Origin of the sequence: Paenibacillus sp. FSL F4-0122 (assembly GCF_038002845.1) — a bacterium.
In the GTDB taxonomy this organism is placed as follows: Bacteria; Bacillota; Bacilli; order Paenibacillales; family Paenibacillaceae; genus Paenibacillus_AQ; species Paenibacillus_AQ odorifer.
On record NZ_JBBODI010000001.1, the window covers coordinates 2,665,036 to 2,682,683 of the forward strand.

13 protein-coding genes are annotated in these 17,648 nt (G+C 43.7%); 9 read left to right on the forward strand and 4 right to left on the reverse strand.

The genetic code is table 11. From position 1 onward, the window contains the following. The first annotated feature begins 412 nt into the window (after positions 1 to 412). From MHH49_RS11415 to MHH49_RS11425, 3 genes are all read left to right on the forward strand, one after another. Entirely contained in the window at positions 413 to 1,219 is an 807-nt protein-coding gene (locus MHH49_RS11415; RefSeq protein WP_036682032.1) for an ABC transporter ATP-binding protein, read from the forward strand. Next, complete coding sequence (locus MHH49_RS11420; protein WP_341138143.1) at positions 1,212 to 2,870, forward strand: hypothetical protein; 1,659 nt, start codon at positions 1,212 to 1,214, stop codon at positions 2,868 to 2,870. The genes MHH49_RS11415 and MHH49_RS11420 overlap by 8 nt, the downstream gene beginning before the upstream one ends. 233 nt (positions 2,871 to 3,103) lie before the next feature. Then, a complete protein-coding gene (locus MHH49_RS11425) occupies positions 3,104 to 5,119 on the forward strand; it encodes a bifunctional diguanylate cyclase/phosphodiesterase (RefSeq protein WP_038573706.1) in 2,016 nt (671 codons plus the stop codon). A 77-nt stretch (positions 5,120 to 5,196) separates the two neighbouring features. Here the strand turns inward: MHH49_RS11425 and MHH49_RS11430 are convergent, their stop codons facing one another. Further along, complete coding sequence (locus MHH49_RS11430; protein ID WP_341070692.1) at positions 5,197 to 6,894, reverse strand: methyl-accepting chemotaxis protein; 1,698 nt, start codon at positions 6,892 to 6,894, stop codon at positions 5,197 to 5,199. Between the two features lie 243 nt (positions 6,895 to 7,137). On the opposite strand from MHH49_RS11430, the gene MHH49_RS11435 reads away from it, so the two are divergent. Beyond that, on the forward strand, positions 7,138 to 7,569 hold the full coding sequence (locus MHH49_RS11435) for a MarR family winged helix-turn-helix transcriptional regulator (protein WP_051491215.1): 432 nt from the start codon (positions 7,138 to 7,140) through the stop codon (positions 7,567 to 7,569). 115 nt (positions 7,570 to 7,684) lie between these two features. Here the strand turns inward: MHH49_RS11435 and MHH49_RS11440 are convergent, their stop codons facing one another. Next, positions 7,685 to 9,550: an LTA synthase family protein gene (locus tag MHH49_RS11440; protein WP_341138144.1), complete on the reverse strand. Its 1,866-nt coding sequence runs from the start codon at positions 9,548 to 9,550 to the stop codon at positions 7,685 to 7,687. Between the two features lie 283 nt (positions 9,551 to 9,833). Between MHH49_RS11440 and MHH49_RS11445 the strand changes: the two genes are divergently transcribed. Beyond that, a complete protein-coding gene (locus MHH49_RS11445) occupies positions 9,834 to 12,146 on the forward strand; it encodes a helicase C-terminal domain-containing protein (protein ID WP_341138145.1) in 2,313 nt (770 codons plus the stop codon). Between the two features lie 54 nt (positions 12,147 to 12,200). Further along, positions 12,201 to 13,169 carry a Gfo/Idh/MocA family protein gene (locus tag MHH49_RS11450; protein ID WP_038573694.1) on the forward strand — a complete coding sequence of 323 codons (969 nt, stop codon included), beginning with the start codon at positions 12,201 to 12,203 and terminating at the stop codon, positions 13,167 to 13,169. Between the two features lie 77 nt (positions 13,170 to 13,246). Here the strand turns inward: MHH49_RS11450 and MHH49_RS11455 are convergent, their stop codons facing one another. Beyond that, positions 13,247 to 13,930: a CidB/LrgB family autolysis modulator gene (locus tag MHH49_RS11455; RefSeq protein WP_036682019.1), complete on the reverse strand. Its 684-nt coding sequence runs from the start codon at positions 13,928 to 13,930 to the stop codon at positions 13,247 to 13,249. Next, a complete protein-coding gene (locus MHH49_RS11460) occupies positions 13,924 to 14,298 on the reverse strand; it encodes a CidA/LrgA family protein (protein ID WP_036682017.1) in 375 nt (124 codons plus the stop codon). The genes MHH49_RS11455 and MHH49_RS11460 overlap by 7 nt, the downstream gene beginning before the upstream one ends. A gap of 111 nt (positions 14,299 to 14,409) precedes the next feature. Between MHH49_RS11460 and cidR the strand changes: the two genes are divergently transcribed. The 3 genes from cidR to MHH49_RS11475 all read left to right on the forward strand — a co-directional run bounded on the left by cidR (position 14,410) and on the right by MHH49_RS11475 (position 17,288). Continuing rightward, complete coding sequence (cidR, locus tag MHH49_RS11465) at positions 14,410 to 15,339, forward strand: cidABC operon transcriptional activator CidR (RefSeq protein ID WP_341138146.1); 930 nt, start codon at positions 14,410 to 14,412, stop codon at positions 15,337 to 15,339. 114 nt (positions 15,340 to 15,453) lie between these two features. Beyond that, positions 15,454 to 15,723, forward strand: a complete 270-nt coding sequence (locus MHH49_RS11470; protein ID WP_076099698.1) for an aspartyl-phosphate phosphatase Spo0E family protein — start codon at positions 15,454 to 15,456, stop codon at positions 15,721 to 15,723. A gap of 164 nt (positions 15,724 to 15,887) precedes the next feature. Then, entirely contained in the window at positions 15,888 to 17,288 is a 1,401-nt protein-coding gene (locus MHH49_RS11475; protein WP_076123994.1) for a DNA-binding protein, read from the forward strand. The last annotated feature ends 360 nt before the right edge of the window (positions 17,289 to 17,648 follow it).

Genomic DNA, 17,648 nt, shown 5'->3' on the forward strand with positions numbered 1-17,648 from the left:
CCAGCGACGCTATCGCTTAGAAAAAGGTGCGTTTATGGTGTTTTTCATGCTGATAGCGACTATGGGGTCCTTTAGCACTCCAAATGTGGTAAAAATCCACGTATAAGGTCAGCTGTGTCCGATAGCGTGCTCGCTCTCTTACGCAAAAATGCTACCCCACCAAACGGACTCTGATCTTAGCCCGGTTTACTAAAATAAAGGGAGTGCCTACAGCCATTTCGTGGCATCGGTGGCGCTGCCTTTCGCTATAAATCTCTAGGGGGTGGCCTAATGGCCACTCTTTTTTTAACTAGACATAAGATTAGCAGACTAAATCATGGAAGAGGATTCTACTAAATGATACAATTATTGTAATTACATAAAGTAGTAATATTTCGCATTATTGATTAGTTACTAGAAAGGGGACTGAGATATGGGTTTAGCTGACGATCCGGTCATAGCGATTTCAGGTTTATGGATGAACTATACAGACCGAATGGTGCTAAAGGGAATTGATCTTAAGGTATATAGAGGACAAATTATTGGTTATATCGGCCCTAACGGGGCAGGTAAGAGTACAACGGTGAAGATTATGCTCGGTTTGGTAGAAGGATATAACGGTAAAGTGGAGATTTTCGGTAAGGATATTGCTGATGGAGATGTTTCTTACAAGAAACGTATAGGTTATGTGCCGGAGGTAGCCGAATTATATGATAGCCTCACTGCAAGAGAGTATCTAACCTTTGTTGGCGAGCTGTATGGGCTAGGTCGTGCGGAGGCGGACTACAAGGCCAAAAAATTAACCACACTGCTAGGTTTGGAGAAGTCTTACGATATGCGGATTTCTTCGTTCTCAAAAGGGATGAAGCAAAAGGTGCTGCTTATCTCCAGCATGCTGCATGACCCCGATATTTTATTCCTGGATGAACCGCTGAGTGGTTTGGATGCTAATAGCGTGATGATAGTGAAGGAGATTTTTGCATCGCTGGCGGCACGGGGGAAGACCATTTTTTACTCCTCACATATCATGGATGTGGTTGAGAAAATCAGTAGCCGGATCATTTTGATTGATGGCGGGGATATTGTGGCGGACGGAAGTTTTGCGGAGCTGAAGGAGAAAGGCCGCGAAGGGACGCTTGAAGATATTTTCAATCAATTAACCGGATTTGATAAATACCGTGATATCGCTGGTGAATTTGTTGCGGTCATGCAAGAGCAAGAGGTATCCTCTTATGACTGATTTCTTCGTGCTGAGGCTGTTGGATAAGCTGCGGGGTGCATTTATAAGATTTGGAGTCGATTATGACACCATGCGGAGTATTCTGCAGATCAAACTGACCATGGACGGAAGAAGAACGCCTACAGCGCTTGCAGGTATGCAGAAAAAGGAGAACGTTAAAGAAGGTTCGCCTTTGCGATTGCAGTGGATTTACTTACTGTTTGGTTTAATATTAATTCCGCTAACGCTATCCAATGATCACTATATGCTGCAAATGAGCTTAACCTTTGGGATTATTATGTTTTTTGTCTCCACAACCCTGATCTCTGATTTTTCTTCAGTAATGCTTGATTTACGTGATAAAAATATTCTTTTTTCCAAACCCGTCAACCGAACCACCTTAAATATGGCCAAAAGTATACACGTTCTTCTCTACTTAGGGACAGTTACATTGTCGATCACTGGTCCATCTTTGGTATTTAGCCTATTTAAGCAGGGGATCGCTTTTTTTCTGATGTATGCGGTGACAATTGTCTTGTTAGACTGTTTTATCCTCGTAATAACTGCACTGCTCTACCTGATGATCATGCGGTTTTTTGATGGGGAGAAGCTCAAGGATATTATAAATTATACGCAAATCCTTCTAACGATCGGAATAATGGTGGGCTATCAATTCATCTCCAGGTTGTTCAACCTCACTGAGCTTGGTGCTGCTTATCATCCTGCTTGGTGGCAGTACTTTATTTTTCCGGTTTGGTTCGCGGCTCCGTTTGAACTGTTGCTTGGTGGAGCGAGAGAACCCTATTACTTCATTCTCTCATTGCTGGCTTTGATAACCCCACTTGTACTGATCGTAGCTTATATTAAGCTGATGCCACAGTTTGAGCGGAATTTGCAAAAGCTGGCAGAGCAAGGCTCCGGTGGAAAAGACAAGGGCCAGCTCGCAGAGTGGCTCTCTCGCAGAGTATGTAAGGAACCGGCAGAGGGAATTTTCTTTCGGTTTACTTGGTCCATGATGAAGAATGAGCGCGATTTTAAGCTGAAGGTCTATCCTGCACTTGGCTTTTCTATCGCATTCCCGTTTATTTTTATATTTGGTATATTGCAGAATAGTTATGATGGTTCCCTTAAAGGTTCAAAAGTGTACTTGTTAATCTATTTCTGCACGATGTTAATGCAGACTGTAATACAGATGCTACGCTACTCTACAAGTTATAAAGGAGCTTGGATTTATAGGCTGATTCCTTTACCCGATAGCACACCTATTTACCGTGGGATGCTTAAGGCGGCGCTGCTGCGGCTAGTCTTACCTTTATTTGCTGTAGATGCGGTATTGTTCATTCTGTTGTTCGGTGTGCACATTGTACCTGATTTAGTAGTGGTATTATTCGCCATGCTGATTTTCTCAGTCATCTGCTTTCGTGTTTATCCGCGGAGCTTACCTTTTTCAGAGCGTTATGAGGCAGCCAAACAAAAGGATTACACTGGGGTCGCCTTCATGCTTATGTTTTTGCTGACGGGGATGGCGGGTATTCACTATGTCTTCACTTTATTTACCGGAGGAATTTACATCTATCTGTTAGTTCTGGTAGTTTTGAATCAATGGTTATGGCGAAAGACCTTCCCCAAAACCCCATCAACCACAGGTCACATATCCAACTTTCCGGGGTGAGTGAATGCGTCAAATATGGACATTTTTTGCCGACATAAAAAAAGGGTATAAATTCCAGTATTTTCTTAGACAATCGGCTGAATACAAGGTAGAATACATCTAAAGTTGCTTTTCAGGGATAACCTATAATCTTTACGCACTCTTCCATTTATCTGATATTCGTGTACTGATTTTTTACTTGAGAAATACGCTGCAGCGATTACGGTATTCAAAACCGGTGAAGAGGTTAACTAATGGATAAAATGGGAATCCACTATAACGTTTGGATTGTTTTACTATCATTTGCGCTAGCGGCGACTGCAGCTTATTCCGCGCTGAATCTGATCTCGCAAGTCCCTCGCTCGTTTGGGAAAGTTCGTCGCTTATGGTTAATATCGGGGGCATGTGTACTCGGCAGTGGCATATGGTCGATACATTATGTAGGGATTATGGCGAGCCGTTTTCCTTTTAGCGTGAATTATTATCCAGGCAGGGCTGTATTATCGTTATTGGTTGGTGTATTGTGCTGCTATTCGGCATTCCGGATTACGTTTGTGCCACGTTTAAGAAAAAGTTGTTTAATAGTTAGTGGTGTTCTTCTGGGCAGCGGGATCTCTGCTATGCATTATATCGGGATGTCCTCCATGAAGATCGCAGCGGAGATTCATTATGAGATATGGACTCAGACATGTGCTGTAATCCTCGTTATGCTCTCGTCTTTTATCGGATTATTTCTATTTCACAAGTTTAAAGACTATGTGGGTTTTAACCGCTGGAAGTTATACTCTGCTCTCTTTATCGGATTTTCGGTGACTGGATTGCATTATACGAGTGTAAGGGCGACTCATTTTGAATATAACGGTCTGCTAGGCAATACAACTTTTTTTATGGAGACTGATGTTATTCTTTTAATGGGAGTATCCTTGGTAACGCTATTTATGCTTGCGATTTCTGGTGGTGCTGTATTTCTGGACCGGCATGTGCTGGAACGGATGGCTTATTATGATCCACTAACTGATCTTCCGAACAGACATGGCCTAGTACGTTATTTTAAAGATGAATTTTTCGGGAGTAGATCTGGCGCCGTATTTTTTGTGGATCTGGATCGGTTTAAGTCGATTAATGATACGCTTGGACATGATATAGGGGACTTGTTACTGCGAGAGGTCGCTATAAGATTAAGACGCTCTGTAGGAAGTAAAGGCAAGGTCTTTCGTTTGGGCGGAGATGAATTCCTGATCGCTCTTCCAGATTGTACTGTGGAGGATGCGCAAGAGGAAGCAGAGCACATTTTATATGAGCTTAAGAAATACTACAGCATTCAGGGTAATGAGCTATATGTTACTGCAAGCGTGGGGATCAGTATGACCCCTATGCATGGAACTGACCGCTCAGCGTTAATGAAGGCAGCCGATACAGCTCTTTATACCTCTAAGGATTCGGGTAAGAATAAATTCAGTGTGTTCGATCAGGAGATGAACCGCCATCAGCTGCGACGGATGTCGCTGGAGAAGGATCTTCGTAAAGCGCTGGCACGCTCCGAGTTTATGGTTGTTTACCAGCCGAAATGGGATTCGTATATGAACGTTACCGTGGGTCTTGAAGCACTGCTGCGTTGGCGGCACCCTGAACATGGGATAATTTCTCCCGCGGAATTCATTCCCATCGCAGAGGAAACGGGACTAATTGTCCCCATTACCTATTGGATGCTGCATGATGTATGCAGCCAGAACATGCTTTGGCATAAGGAAGAGATAGCAAATGTCGCAGTCTCTATTAATATGTCAGCGCGGATGTTTGAGGGTGGGGGCTTATACGATGTTGTAGAAGAAGCACTCACACGTTCAGGCCTAGAACCACATTTCCTTGAACTGGAGATTACAGAGTCCATTGCGATGAATAACATGGAAGAGACGGTTGCGCAGCTATCCAGACTTCGGGCACTTGGGGTAAGGGTATCACTGGATGACTTTGGGACAGGCTTTTCGTCCCTTGGTAATTTAGATGAGATTCCAGTGAACACACTCAAGATTGATCAAGTGTTTATTCGTAAGAGCAAGATGCATTCCAAGAAAGCTATTATCAGTAATATCATTGCGATTGCCACCAATCTTAATATGGAGGTCGTGGCGGAAGGTGTGGAGACACCAGAGCAGATTGAGCTGCTGCAATCCTTAGGCTGCAGAGTGATGCAGGGTTATTATTATGGGCGGCCAATGCCGGTGCATGAGCTGGGCCAGTGGTTTATAGCGAATACAGCAGTATCGTAGCAGATGATCTCAATACATAGAACAAGGGGCTAGCGTCCAAGCAGAATTTCTCTGCTTGGACGCTAGCCCCTTTGCTATTAAGAAACCTTAAATCGTTCAATCAGAATTTGCAGCTTCTCAGCTAGTGAGGACAGGAAAGCTGCTGCAGACTCAACTTCTTCCATCGCGGCAAGCTGTTCTTCTGAGGAAGCGGATAATGTCTCTGCACTGCTGGCTGTCTGATTAGCGACATTTACGATATTCTGAAGGGTTGTAACGAGACGGTCGGAAATTAGCGAAAGCTGTCGAACTGTTCCGGAGATCTGCTGACTTTGTGAGGCCATTCCCGAGACAGACATTTCTATCTCCGAGAAGGACTGGCCTGCCGTGGCAATCATTTCTCTGCCGTGCTCCATCTCTTCTGTAGAGCGTTTCATTGTTTCTCCTGCTTGATCCATCTGATTCACGATGATGTTTACCAGCTGGCCAATTTGCGCAGCGGAATGGGCTGAGCGCTCAGCAAGCTTACGCACGGAATGGGCAACGACCGCAAACCCTCTTCCTTCTTCTCCAGCTCTTGCGGCTTCAATCGCTGCATTTAGGGACAGGAGATTGGTTTCCTCTGCGATGCTGGCAATAGTACCCACGATATTTTCGATTTCTTTGGAATAACCACCCAAGGTTTCAATAATGATTGCTAGGTCGGTAATGCTGTCACTTACGACTCTCATCTGCTGTGTGGTGGAATCCATTGCTTCACGGCCTGTACGGGCTTTATTAGCGTTGCTGACCGCATTATTCATCGCGTTATCTGCATTGCCTGCAATCTCTGTGATGAAGCGAGACAGGTCCTGTACAGACTTATATTCGCCCTCCATATTCTGCAGCTGTGAATTCGCGCTATCCGCAAGCTCAATTGTAACATTGACGCTGTACTCACCGGCCCGGTTGGTTTCCTGTGCACTGGCAGAGAGCTCTTCGGACGAGGAAGCTACCTGCATGGAGGTCTCATTGACCTCGGTAATAAGCAAGCGCAGGCTTTGGGTCATGTCATTAAAATTACGGGCTAATGTACCAATCTCATCCTTACTGTTGAATAAAATAGGATTATGAGTAAGGTCGCCTTGTGCAACAAGATTGACCCCTTTAGACAGCTTCGTTAACGGACTTATCATTCGGCGGATTAACAGATAAGCTGCCACGATAGCTATAACCAGAATGGAAGCTCCGATAATAAAGGGCTGAACTATGATATCTTGGGTTCTTTCTTGAATTATGGAGCCATCGAAATTAATAGCCATCAGCGCAACTATAGGTTTGGATGGATCATGATCCTGATAGATGGGGCCGTAACCTGTCTTAAGGGAGGTACCTTCGTATGTATAAACCTTGGAGTAGGAGGAATGCTTGGACTGAGTGATATGTTGCTTAACTTCATCTGGGAAATAAAAAGTATCGCCTGCTTTATAACCTCTAGCCTGGAAGCTTGAATCTGCGGCAAGTACTTTTCCGTCTAAGGATAAGATGAATGCCTCTTTAAAAATAGCCTTATGTGCCACAATCCAACCGATTCGATCCTCTACAGCCTCCAGTTTACTTTGATCGCCTGCCAACAATGCGGAAATATCTGCGGGGTCAATCAGGCCGGTTGTAATATTAGCGCATCCTACCAATTCGATACCTGCGGCTTCGTCTACTTGCTTATAAGCTGTACGGTATCCGAAGAACCCGATGGATGATCCTACAAGAAGTAAGACGATGAACATCATCCAAGTTAATTTAGTTGCTAATTTCATTCTTCGCACCAACCTTGACAAATTATGTTCTCAGTGATAATAGCTCTCACCTCTACGATTATATCGCATTGATATGCTCATAACCTTACATGGAATATAGTATTTCTGTGTCGGAAATTGGAGATTCGTGGAAGTTTGCGCTTTCCAGCATGCTTTCAATGGTTTAGTAGACAAAACCATTGAATCATTACCAGTTCTAGTGGTACGCTTGAGTTATTAAAAACGGATTGGGGTTGAACAAATATGCCACATCAAATAGATCCGTTAATTGATCGTCTTGGACTATCCATGTGGAGAGTACAGCGTAAGATTATGTCTCAAATGTCTTTGCACAAAGAACTCGGACTTACGGTGCCTCAGATGGGTCTGTTAAATATGATAGCGAAAGAAAAGAAGTCGCGGGTGGTACAGCTGGCAGAAAGTATGGAGGTCAAATCCAGTGCAGTGACGGTGATGCTGGACCGTTTGGAGGTGCTGGGTTATATCAAGCGTGAGCCGGATGGGAAGGATCGGAGAGCGGTTGTAGTGACGATCACCGAAAAAGGTCAGCAGGTGCTCGAAGAAGGACATTTCCGGTCCAAAGAACTGCTGGCGGAGCATTTATCCATACTGAAGCCCGAAGAACTACGCAACTTTGCAGAGTATTACCGTATGATCGAGGACCAGGAGCGTTAGTCAGCTAAGCTTCGGAATGGATATCTTTATAAAAAAACAGCAGAGCAGTGGTTCTCCATTATTGGAGAACCGCTGCTCTGCTGTTTTTGTTCGTTGGCTGCCTACGCCCTGTAATTTATTGTTTAGGTTGTTTGTCAGGCAACTGAGTGATATAGCTGTGGGAAAGCTGTAAAAGCCTCAAGGCACGGTTATATTCGTCTTCAGTGGCACTCGGCGTTGTTCCATTGTTATAAATAGAGTACTGAGTGTTGTCTTCAAAGCTGTTACCAGGAATAAGCAATCCTGAGCTGGCAATGAATGAACCAGAAGGTAAATAATATCTTTCTGGCAGCAAATTATAAGTCTGACTGAGTAGATCTTGACCAAAATATACGTTATTCTCTAATGAAATCCCAAGCAGACTGGCTGCGGTTGGCATGATATCTACTTCCCCGCCTACTTCGTCAATGGTCTGCGATGCTACGCCAGCACCTGCATGAATAAGCAGAGGGATGTTCATCATATCCGCATAACTGTATTCATGACCATAGATTTCAGTCATCAATTCTTTATCATCATGATCGAGGGAATAAATCGGCAATCCCATATGATCTCCATAAATCATGATTACACTATTGTCCCAGACACCATTTGCTTTAAGCTCTTCTACAAAATGTCCAAAAGCATCATCGGCATAGTTCTGGGAACGGATATAGTCACCAACAAAAGTACCTTCATAACGCTCCGGCAGCTTCATGCGGTATTTTTCTTCCGGAATAGTAAAAGGGTGATGCGCTGACATTGAAATAACTTGAGCGTAAAAAGGCTGCTCCTGTTGGTCCATTTCTTTTAGTTTATCGGCTGTCTTACTGTAGAGCGTATCATCAGAAGCTCCAAAGAAGAAGACATCATCTTCACCAAAAAATTTGCGGTCATAATAATGATCGAAGCCGAGGGAGTCATACAGCTCGCCGCGGTTCCAGAATTCTACGACATTGGTGTGGAAGGTTGCAGTCTGATATCCATTTTCTTTAAGCACGCGTGGCAGACTTGGAAGTACTTTATCCACATAAGACATCGTTGCCGCTCCACGTGGAGGGATGTAGAAGGAAGTGTTAACTACGAACTCTGCATCCGACGTATTCCCTTGGCCAACCATTTGATAGAAATTAGGGAAGTAAAGACTGTCCTTCATTACCTTGTTCAGGTTCGGTGTAATTTCTTGACCGTCTAATTTAAGTCCTAGCAAAAAATTCTGGAAAGATTCCATTTGAATAATAATAAGGTTCTTATCTTTCGCGATGCCTTGAAGTGGAGAACTAGCCGTAGTATTAATCCCCTTCAATTTGTTAATGGCATCTTGTGTAATGTCACTTGAATTGACTAGCTCAGGCTCTTCTTTAGCGAAGATCGTATAGGCTTCATAATTAAGAATTCCCATTTCCTGGGCTTTCTTAATTTCGTTCATGCTGGCCTTATTAGGCAAGATGTTGAACAGGCATAAAGCAAGTGAGACTGCAAACAGAACGCTGTACTTAAGTTTTCCGCCACGGCGGCGGTTGATATTCTCTTTCTTATAGACCCGGCCTTTTTTATTAAAGAAGAAATAAACTCCGAGAATAATGATGTCTGTAAAAATCAGCAGGTAGTATGGATCCATTAGTGAGAATACGCTGTTGCTGACGGCGGTGACTTGATTCACCTGCTCCGCTGCATGGTAAGTCACAATAACACCATAATATTTAAAATACATAATGGCTGCGAAGAAAATGGCTGTCACTAATAAATTTACGGTCATGTAATATCCGAGCTTGCGCTTGGAACCAAAACGTTCAATGATACAGAAGAGCGCCCAAGCAAAGGGGATTTCAGTTAATAATGATTTCCAGGGCAATATATCGTCAAAGATTACGCCCCATGCCAAGAAAGCTTTTAGAATAAAAATTATTGTGAAAAACACAAAAGGTTTAACGATCCACTGTTTAAAGTTAAAGGATGACACAGCTTCGCCTTCTTTCTACATGATAAAACGCTATTTCCCGGCTAGGAAGAAACAGCGCCCCAGACAAAATAATTCCATAGTAATAAAATTTATTATGCAGGGCTAGCTATAGAATGTCAAAAATCGAGAACCTAAGTATAAGCTTAGCGGGGCGCGTAAAGTTAAACACATAGGGTTGAAGCTGACGCTCCTGCTCTCATGCAGGGTTATACAACGAATTCAGGACTAAAATGGCGATTGGGAGCAAAAAGAATATATGGAAAATTAAAGGATGTGATGCCGGATGGGCTCTATAGTAGCTTTATCAGTTAGAACTCTCGTTGAATATGTTTTTCGCAGCGGAAGCATTGAGCCTGGCTTTCATGGAACGGGCGCTATGGTCGAAGGCACAAGAATTCATCAGAAAATCCAAAAGCAATATAAGGAAGGTGACCGCAAAGAGGTTTATTTGAAAACTGAAATTCCTTATGGAAACCTGCTTTATGTTGTAGATGGGCGTTGTGATGGATTGCTTGTCTCGGAGGATGGGAGCTTTACGGTCGAAGAAATCAAGTCTACCTCCGGACTGCTGGATTTACTGGATGAGGGACATGAGGTTCACTGGGCACAGGCGCTGATGTACGCATATATGATAGCTCTGGAGCAAGAGCTTTCTTCTATTCAGGTTAAGCTTACCTATGTCCACCGGGCCACTGATGAGCAAAAAAGCTTGTACCGAACGTTGTCTTTTGAAGAACTGATTTCATTTGTGAATGACACAGTAGCTAGATATGCTCCGTACGCCGAGATGATGGTTCATCATGAGGCTAAGAAGGAGCAGAGTCTTCGGGAGTTGAGCTTTCCGTTCTCCTCTTATCGAAAGGGACAACGTCATTTTGCAGGAGCCGTATATAAGTCCGTCGTGGAAAAGGTCAGTCTGTTCGCTCAAGCACCCACAGGTATTGGGAAAACAATGTCGACGTTGTTTCCTGTCCTTAAAGCGATGGGCGAAGGACAAGCTAAGGGATTGTTCTATTTAACGGCAAAGACGGTTACCCGTTTTGCCGCGCAGGAAGCCATCTCGCTGTTGCTAACGCAGGGACTTCAGCTGCATGTCATCACTATTACCGCTAAAGAGAAGGCCTGTTTTCGCGAAGAGGGGGTTTGCGGTAAGGATTCCTGTCCTTATACGGATGGTTATTATGACCGGATCAACGAGGCGTTGATGGATCTGTTAGAGCACGAGACGCTCATGAGCAGAGACACCATTGCACTGTATGCTCACAAACACAAAGTGTGCCCATTTGAGTTCTCATTGGATGCGGCCTATGCCTGTGATGCTGTGATCTGCGATTACAATTATATATATGATCCTCGCATCAGTCTGAAACGGCTAACAGAGGAAAGAAAGAGAGAAACGGTACTTCTAGTAGATGAAGCACACAATCTGGTAGACCGGGGACGAGAAATGTTCTCCGCCTCTTTGTTGAAAGCCCCTTTCCTGGAGATCCAGCGCCAATATAAAGAAATGAACCGGAGTTTGAGTAAAACCGCTAAATCGGTGAATGCTTTTTTCATCTCCCTTCGCAAAATTTGCAATGAAGAGGGGCAAGGGCAGTGGGACTCGTTCCCGGAGGAGCTGCCAGCTTTGCTTGAGATATTTTCTTTGGAGGCGGAACAGGAACTTATTCACCCCAGCTCCAGCATTGTCTCTCTGAATGGAGAAGATGAAGGGGAAAATGTCCTCTTGGATACATATTTTGCAGTTCAGGGAATGCTCCGCACCTTTAAGACCTATGATGAACGCTACATTACCTATGCTGAGGTTCGTAGAGGGGATGTCTATCTCAAGTTATTCAATTTGGATCCCTCGCATCTGCTTCGGCAGATGTCCAAGAGCTTTCGCAGTCAGATCCTGTTCTCAGCTACACTTTCTCCATTATCTTACTACCGGGATATGATTGGTGCGGTGGAGGAAGATTACAGTTTAACTGTTTCTTCTCCTTTTCAGAAGGAGCAGTGGGAAGTAACCGTCTTACCTGTCTCCACACGTTATCATGACCGGGAAGCTTCCCTAGTTCCGTTGACTAAAGCACTAAGCCAAATGGTCTCCAAGAAGGGCAATTATCTGGTGTTTTTTCCTTCGTACCTCTATTTACAAAACGTATATCAGGTCTTTACGGAGAATTACCCTGAAATCCGGACATTGATGCAGGATACGGGCATGAGTGAGCAAGCTAGAGAAAGTTTTTTAGCTGCATTTAGTCCAGACAATGACGAGACGTTATTGGGATTTGCTGTACTTGGAGGAATTTTTTCAGAAGGTGTGGATCTGCCAGGGGATCGCCTCAATGGGGTTATGGTTGTTGGCGTTGGCCTGCCACAGCTTGGTCTTGAACGCAATCTGCTGCGTCAATATTTTAATGCCAGAGGAAAAAATGGCTTTGATTATGCCTATGTCTATCCGGGAATGTGCAAGGTACTGCAAGCCGGAGGCCGGTTGATTCGCAGCGAGACGGATACGGGCATTATCGTGTTGGCTGATGACCGTTTTTTGCAGAGTCCATATATGCATTTGCTCCCCGAAGAATGGAGAGATTATCTTATCCGCTCGTAAGAGGTTATAATCTACGAAAGGGTATTCATAATCAATCGGCAGGGGGGAAATAATATGACATTAAAAGTGGGTATTGTGGGTACGGGTTGGTTCTCTAAGGTACATGCTGATTTGCTGGCAGGGATGGATGATGTCCAGTTGCAGGCAGTCTGTGGAAGCAGTAAAGCCAAAGGCGAAGATATGGCACGTCCATACGGAGCTGCTGGATATGGTGATATTACAGAGATGTTGGATGCAGAGACGCTTGATGCTGTTTATATCTGTGTGCCTCCACAATCTCATGGTGCAATTGAACGTTCATTAATCAAGAGGGATATTCCTTTTTTTATAGAGAAGCCGCTTAGTATGACTACTGAAATTCCTGCGAGCTTGCTGCAAGATATTAAAGAACATAATTTATTGACCTCGGTAGGTTACCATTTCCGTTATCAAGAGAATGTCAGACGGCTCAAGGAAACACTACGTGGTGATAAGATCGGTATGGTTATGGGCCAGTGGATGGGCGGCATGCCGGGCGTAGCTTGGTGGCGTGATCAGGAGCAATCCGGAGGACAGTTCACCGAGCAGACTACTCATATCGTCGATTTAGTGCGTTATCTGGCAGGAGAGGTAAAAGAAGTATACGGCATGTTCGGAAACCGAATTATGCATGAGCAGCATGAAGGTGTGAGCGTAGCCGATGTAGGTACCGTATCTCTTAAGCTTGAGAATGGAATCATAGCTAATATTTCAAATACATGTGTACTGCCTGATCCGGTGGGAAGTGTAGGACTTAGTTTCTATAATGATCGGGGATTGCTGGATTGGAACCCGGATCGTCTCTTGGAAGTGCGAAGTGGCAATAGCACCGAATTTGAAAACACAGGAAATCCATATTTAGTGGAAAGTGAAGCTTTTCTGCATGCTGTACGGACAGGTGATCGTTCACGTATTCTCAGTGACTATGAGGATGGATTCAAGACGCTTAAAGTAACCTGCGCGGCTTACGATTCAGCACAAAGTGGACTTCCGGTTAAATTCTAGGTTTAGATCTCTTAAAAAAAGGACATGTCGCCTTAGATGTGCTAAAGAGACATGTCCTTGGCTCAAGCTGGGTTAGCCTAGTGGAGGAATACCGCGAGTAAAGCTGGCGCCACACCTATGGATAACAGCGCGGACAGAATCATCGCAATACTGGAGATGGTTCCGGTCAGTGAACTAAGCTCGAAGGCCTTGGATGTTCCTGTACCATGCGCAGCGGTTCCCAGCGATACACCACGCGCGATTTCATTGTCAATGCGGAAGATGCGGAGCACTGTAGGGCCCATCATTGTACCGAGTATCCCGGTAATGATGACGAAGACTGCAGTAATACTCGGTACACCGCCGATACTTTGCGAGATGCTCATAGCGATCGGCGTAGTCACCGAACGTGGAACCAGACTGGCTGCCAGATCGCCGCTGACATGCAGCCATTTGGCGAGCAGAATAGAAGAGATCACCGCTGTTATCGTCCCTGACAGCACGCCTGCCGCAATTTCGGCGGCGTGCTTTTTGAGCACCTTGAAGTTTTTATGCAAAGGGATTGCAAAGGCCATAGTTGCCGGTTGCAGCAAATCCGTCAGCCATTTGCCTCCCGCATTGTAAGAATCATAAGTAATGCCTGTGATGAGTAAGAAGATAATCATAAGCACTGGTGTAATGATCAATGGAGAGGTGTACACTTTGCCACTAGAAGCATAAATGCGTTTCGCCAGTAGATACACAGCAACCGTAAGACCGAAGAATAACAGAGCGTTTAACATGATCCTTTCCGCTCCTTTGCTTTGTAAATTCTACTGGTAAGTAATCCGGAACTGGCCATTACAACAATCGTACCCAAAATGACCACCGCGAGGATTCGTAAACCATCAGTTTCCAGAATATTCGCGTATTTCATTACGCCAATAGCAGATGGAATAAAGAACAGCAGGAGCTCAGCCAGTAGCCAAGAAGCACCAACTTCAACCCAATTCAGATGAATGACACCAAACTCAAGCAAAAGAAACAATATAATCATTCCGAGTATGCTTCCGGGAATAGGGATATGCAATAATGGGGTTACAGCATTGATTAGTAATGAGAATAGGGTAAGTCCCGCTACCTGCAGCAAGCCTATAACAATCTTTTTCATAAGGCTTCGCTCCTTTCATGATAATGAAAGTTTACATCAATTGTTTTCATAGGTAAAATGAATAGATTGAATAAATGACATTCCTTTTATCTATGGATCGGAGGTTGGAAGATGGATATCCGACAATTAGAATATTTCGTCCAAGCAGCACGAATGAAAAGCTTTACTCGGGCTGCCGAATCCTTATATATTTCTCAGCCAACGATCAGTAAAATGATCCGGAATATGGAGATCGAGCTGGAGGCTGATTTGTTTTATCGTGAAGGGAAAAGTGTCCGGCTTACAGATGCGGGGGGAATTCTGTTCACCAAAGCGCAAAATATCGTGGAGTCGTTCGCCAGCTTGTCTTCTGAGCTGGATAGCTTACGAAATTTGGAGCAGGGCCACATCCGCATCGGTCTGCCTCCAATGGTAGGGGCGAGCTTTTTTCCTTCGGTGATTGGTCAATTTCATAAACGTTATCCGCAGGTTACTATTCGTCTGCATGAGGATGGCGCGAAAAAAGTGGAGGAAGATGTAGAAACGGGCTTGCTGGATATCGGAATGGTTGTGCTGCCTGTAAATACAGCCAAACTTCATTGTTTCACTTTTGTTGAAGAGAAGCTGAATCTTATTTTACCTGTAGGACATCGGCTGGCCGGTGCAGACCTTGTTCCGTTAAGTGAACTGGCCGAAGAGGAGTTTGTGCTGTTCCGGGAGGATTTTACGCTGCATGATCGGATTATTACGGAATGTGTGAAGGCGGGATTTCAGCCTAAGGTAATCTATGAGAGCTCCCAATGGGACTTAATTAGCCGCATGGTGGCTGCCGGTATGGGAATCGCATTGCTGCCAGAGACCATATGCCGGGATATGGATCGATCACGGTTAGTTGTTGTGCCTTTGACGGATCCGGTAATTCCGTGGCAGCTTGCTATGGCGTGGCGTAGAGACCGTTATTTATCTTTTGCGGCACGCGAATGGATTGCTTTTGCAAAGGGACTTTTGCGAGAACAGTATCCCAATGAGCTCCCTGACGCGCATGCGGAGGACTCTGAATAAATAGTAATTCCGTTTTTGTTAGAAGCTCTACAATTTTTCTTTTTTTTGAAAATATGTTTTTTGGTATCATGACTTATGATAGGAGAAGATGTTGATAGAGAGAAGGAGAGAGATGTGACACAAAATCCAAATTCCTCCAAGAATAATCATAGAAAAGATTATAAAGAAGATGAGCTACTTGTAACTATAGAGAGTCTTAGATGTGAATTGCTGGAGGTTGCAGAGCAACGGAGTCTTAGTGACCGTGCTGTTTTAGAGCTCAGTGAGCGATTAGACAGCTATATTTTGCTGGCACAAAATAAGATGATGGAAAATTTGCGCAACCGGAAAGCCGGCATTACATCCTATAGTAGAAGTTCCAAAACCGCCATCACTGTTAGCTAAACTACCAACAACATAGAATTATAATACTATGAAGATGTTACTGATCTAGAGGAGCGTATTAGGCTCCTCTATTTGTCGTACAATCTATTTGTTGTACAATCCATAACTTTCACCTATAATGTCAATTAATAGAATCTTTTCAAGTCAAACTTTGGGGGTGCCGAGTGGAGGGAAAGTTAACAACTATACGCTCAGAAATTGAGAAAAATTTGTCCCGCTCCGGCCATAATCTCGCCTCATTTTCAAAAATTTGTGGCCTGAATCGAGGCAGCCTCAGTGCAATTCTGCATGGAAATCCGCCGAAGCCTATGTCCTTGGGACAAGTAGATGCAATTATAAAAGCCTTTGGTTTTCCAGAAGGTTGGTTATATCCTCTATATGTTGATGAATGCTTCAATGATGAGAAGGTCTCACGCCGTAGAGTGGAGCCTTTTTTGATTCGTTGTGCTGAATTGGGCAAACAGCCTTGTATTGAGGACACTTTAAGCAGATTACTGGAATATCCGAAGTCTCTGGATATCGTTTATTCGGTAGCTGATAAATTGTTTAAAAAAGGTAAAATAGATGAATCGATATTTTTTTATAAAGTTGTAGCTGAGAATGAGTCCGACAGTTACTCGGAGCGGCTCGCAATAAGTCATTATCGTATTTTTAGAGCAATTTTATCCATCGTCGATTCAGACGAGAAGTTACATGCAGTTATTACTTTTGAACCTTTCAGGAATCGTCTACCAGAAAATATGCAATTGGATGGTCTCTTAACTTTGACACAGTTATGTTTCGATCTTCGTCGTTGGAATAAAATGGAGTCGTTCGCTGATGAGCTAAGAACGCTGGCTAATGCTGTTTACCGCGAGCAACTGCGAAGTAATGTGGATAAACGTAAGGAAGTTCTTCATACGGAACGTCCACTAGTGGTTTATTACGGTCATGGGTATTTGCTTAAAGCAATTTCGCTGACCAAGCAAGGTAAATATGAAGAAGCTAAAAAGTATACTGCAGGCTACGCAGATCTTGGCTGGTTTGAAATGATGAATGAAGAAGGTCGTCAGGCGGTAGAACAATTTCGGTTATTCGCAATGGGCAATGGTTTCACAATTGAGTTGTTGATGGGTAATGTGGATGTTCTATCTTCCTACGCGGCCTTTTTAGCAGATCACCCAGGTGAAATCTTAGCTGGACTTATAACTATTATGGATGCTGCTAATCGTTACGGGTTCTCTGCTGACAGTGTACTTACACGATTCTCACGAGAAATGTTGAGGTTTGAAGGGTTCCAGGAGCCTAATAATGTAGATCGTGTATTTCGTTTGTACTATCAAGTAGCAATCTATGAAATAAATAAGCAATGTTATAGCACAGGTGTAGATTATCTTCTGAAATCTTTGGAGTTATCTATAAAGCAAAACAACGGAAAAGATTTCATTAATTGTATAACTTTATTTGAGACGAGCAGGGATTACGCTACTGCTTCTCAACAGGATAAATATAGAGAACTAGTAAAGGGGGTGAGAAAAAATGAAAAAATCACTGTTGATGATGGTAAGCGTGTTAGCATTGTTTAGCTTCATTATCATTGGACCTGTGGGCTCTGGAAGTAATGGAGGCATTACAACCTATGAGCACGGAGCTTGGTTCTAAGGGATGAAAACATCTATTCAATCCTTAAAATACAGAGCAATACATAAACCGATAACTACTCCCTTGCACTCGTGCTGGGGAGTTTTCTTTTTCGTAATAATTGATAGCGTATTCATAATTTGACAAAGCAATCCGGCGAAAATATAATTAGGTAGCCTAAATAATATAGTGTTTAATAATTAGTTGACCTAACTAAAATAGAGGTGAAGGAAATTGGGATAAACGGAGGAAATACAGAAAATACTGAAAATTCAGTCGCACACGGGCTTTTTGCGGCGATGAAA

What these genes read in the sequence shown, in the direction of transcription:
- MHH49_RS11435 (WP_051491215.1), top strand. Translation starts at nt 7,138, where the DNA reads ATGCCACATCAAATAGATCCGTTAATTGATCGTCTTGGACTATCCATG.
- cidR (WP_341138146.1), top strand. Translation starts at nt 14,410, where the DNA reads ATGGATATCCGACAATTAGAATATTTCGTCCAAGCAGCACGAATGAAA.
- MHH49_RS11415 (WP_036682032.1), top strand. Translation starts at nt 413, where the DNA reads ATGGGTTTAGCTGACGATCCGGTCATAGCGATTTCAGGTTTATGGATG.
- MHH49_RS11450 (WP_038573694.1), top strand. Translation starts at nt 12,201, where the DNA reads ATGACATTAAAAGTGGGTATTGTGGGTACGGGTTGGTTCTCTAAGGTA.
- MHH49_RS11455 (WP_036682019.1), bottom strand. Translation starts at nt 13,930, where the DNA reads ATGTTAAACGCTCTGTTATTCTTCGGTCTTACGGTTGCTGTGTATCTA.
- MHH49_RS11430 (WP_341070692.1), bottom strand. Translation starts at nt 6,894, where the DNA reads ATGAAATTAGCAACTAAATTAACTTGGATGATGTTCATCGTCTTACTT.
- MHH49_RS11420 (WP_341138143.1), top strand. Translation starts at nt 1,212, where the DNA reads ATGACTGATTTCTTCGTGCTGAGGCTGTTGGATAAGCTGCGGGGTGCA.
- MHH49_RS11460 (WP_036682017.1), bottom strand. Translation starts at nt 14,298, where the DNA reads ATGAAAAAGATTGTTATAGGCTTGCTGCAGGTAGCGGGACTTACCCTA.
- MHH49_RS11445 (WP_341138145.1), top strand. Translation starts at nt 9,834, where the DNA reads ATGGGCTCTATAGTAGCTTTATCAGTTAGAACTCTCGTTGAATATGTT.
- MHH49_RS11425 (WP_038573706.1), top strand. Translation starts at nt 3,104, where the DNA reads ATGGATAAAATGGGAATCCACTATAACGTTTGGATTGTTTTACTATCA.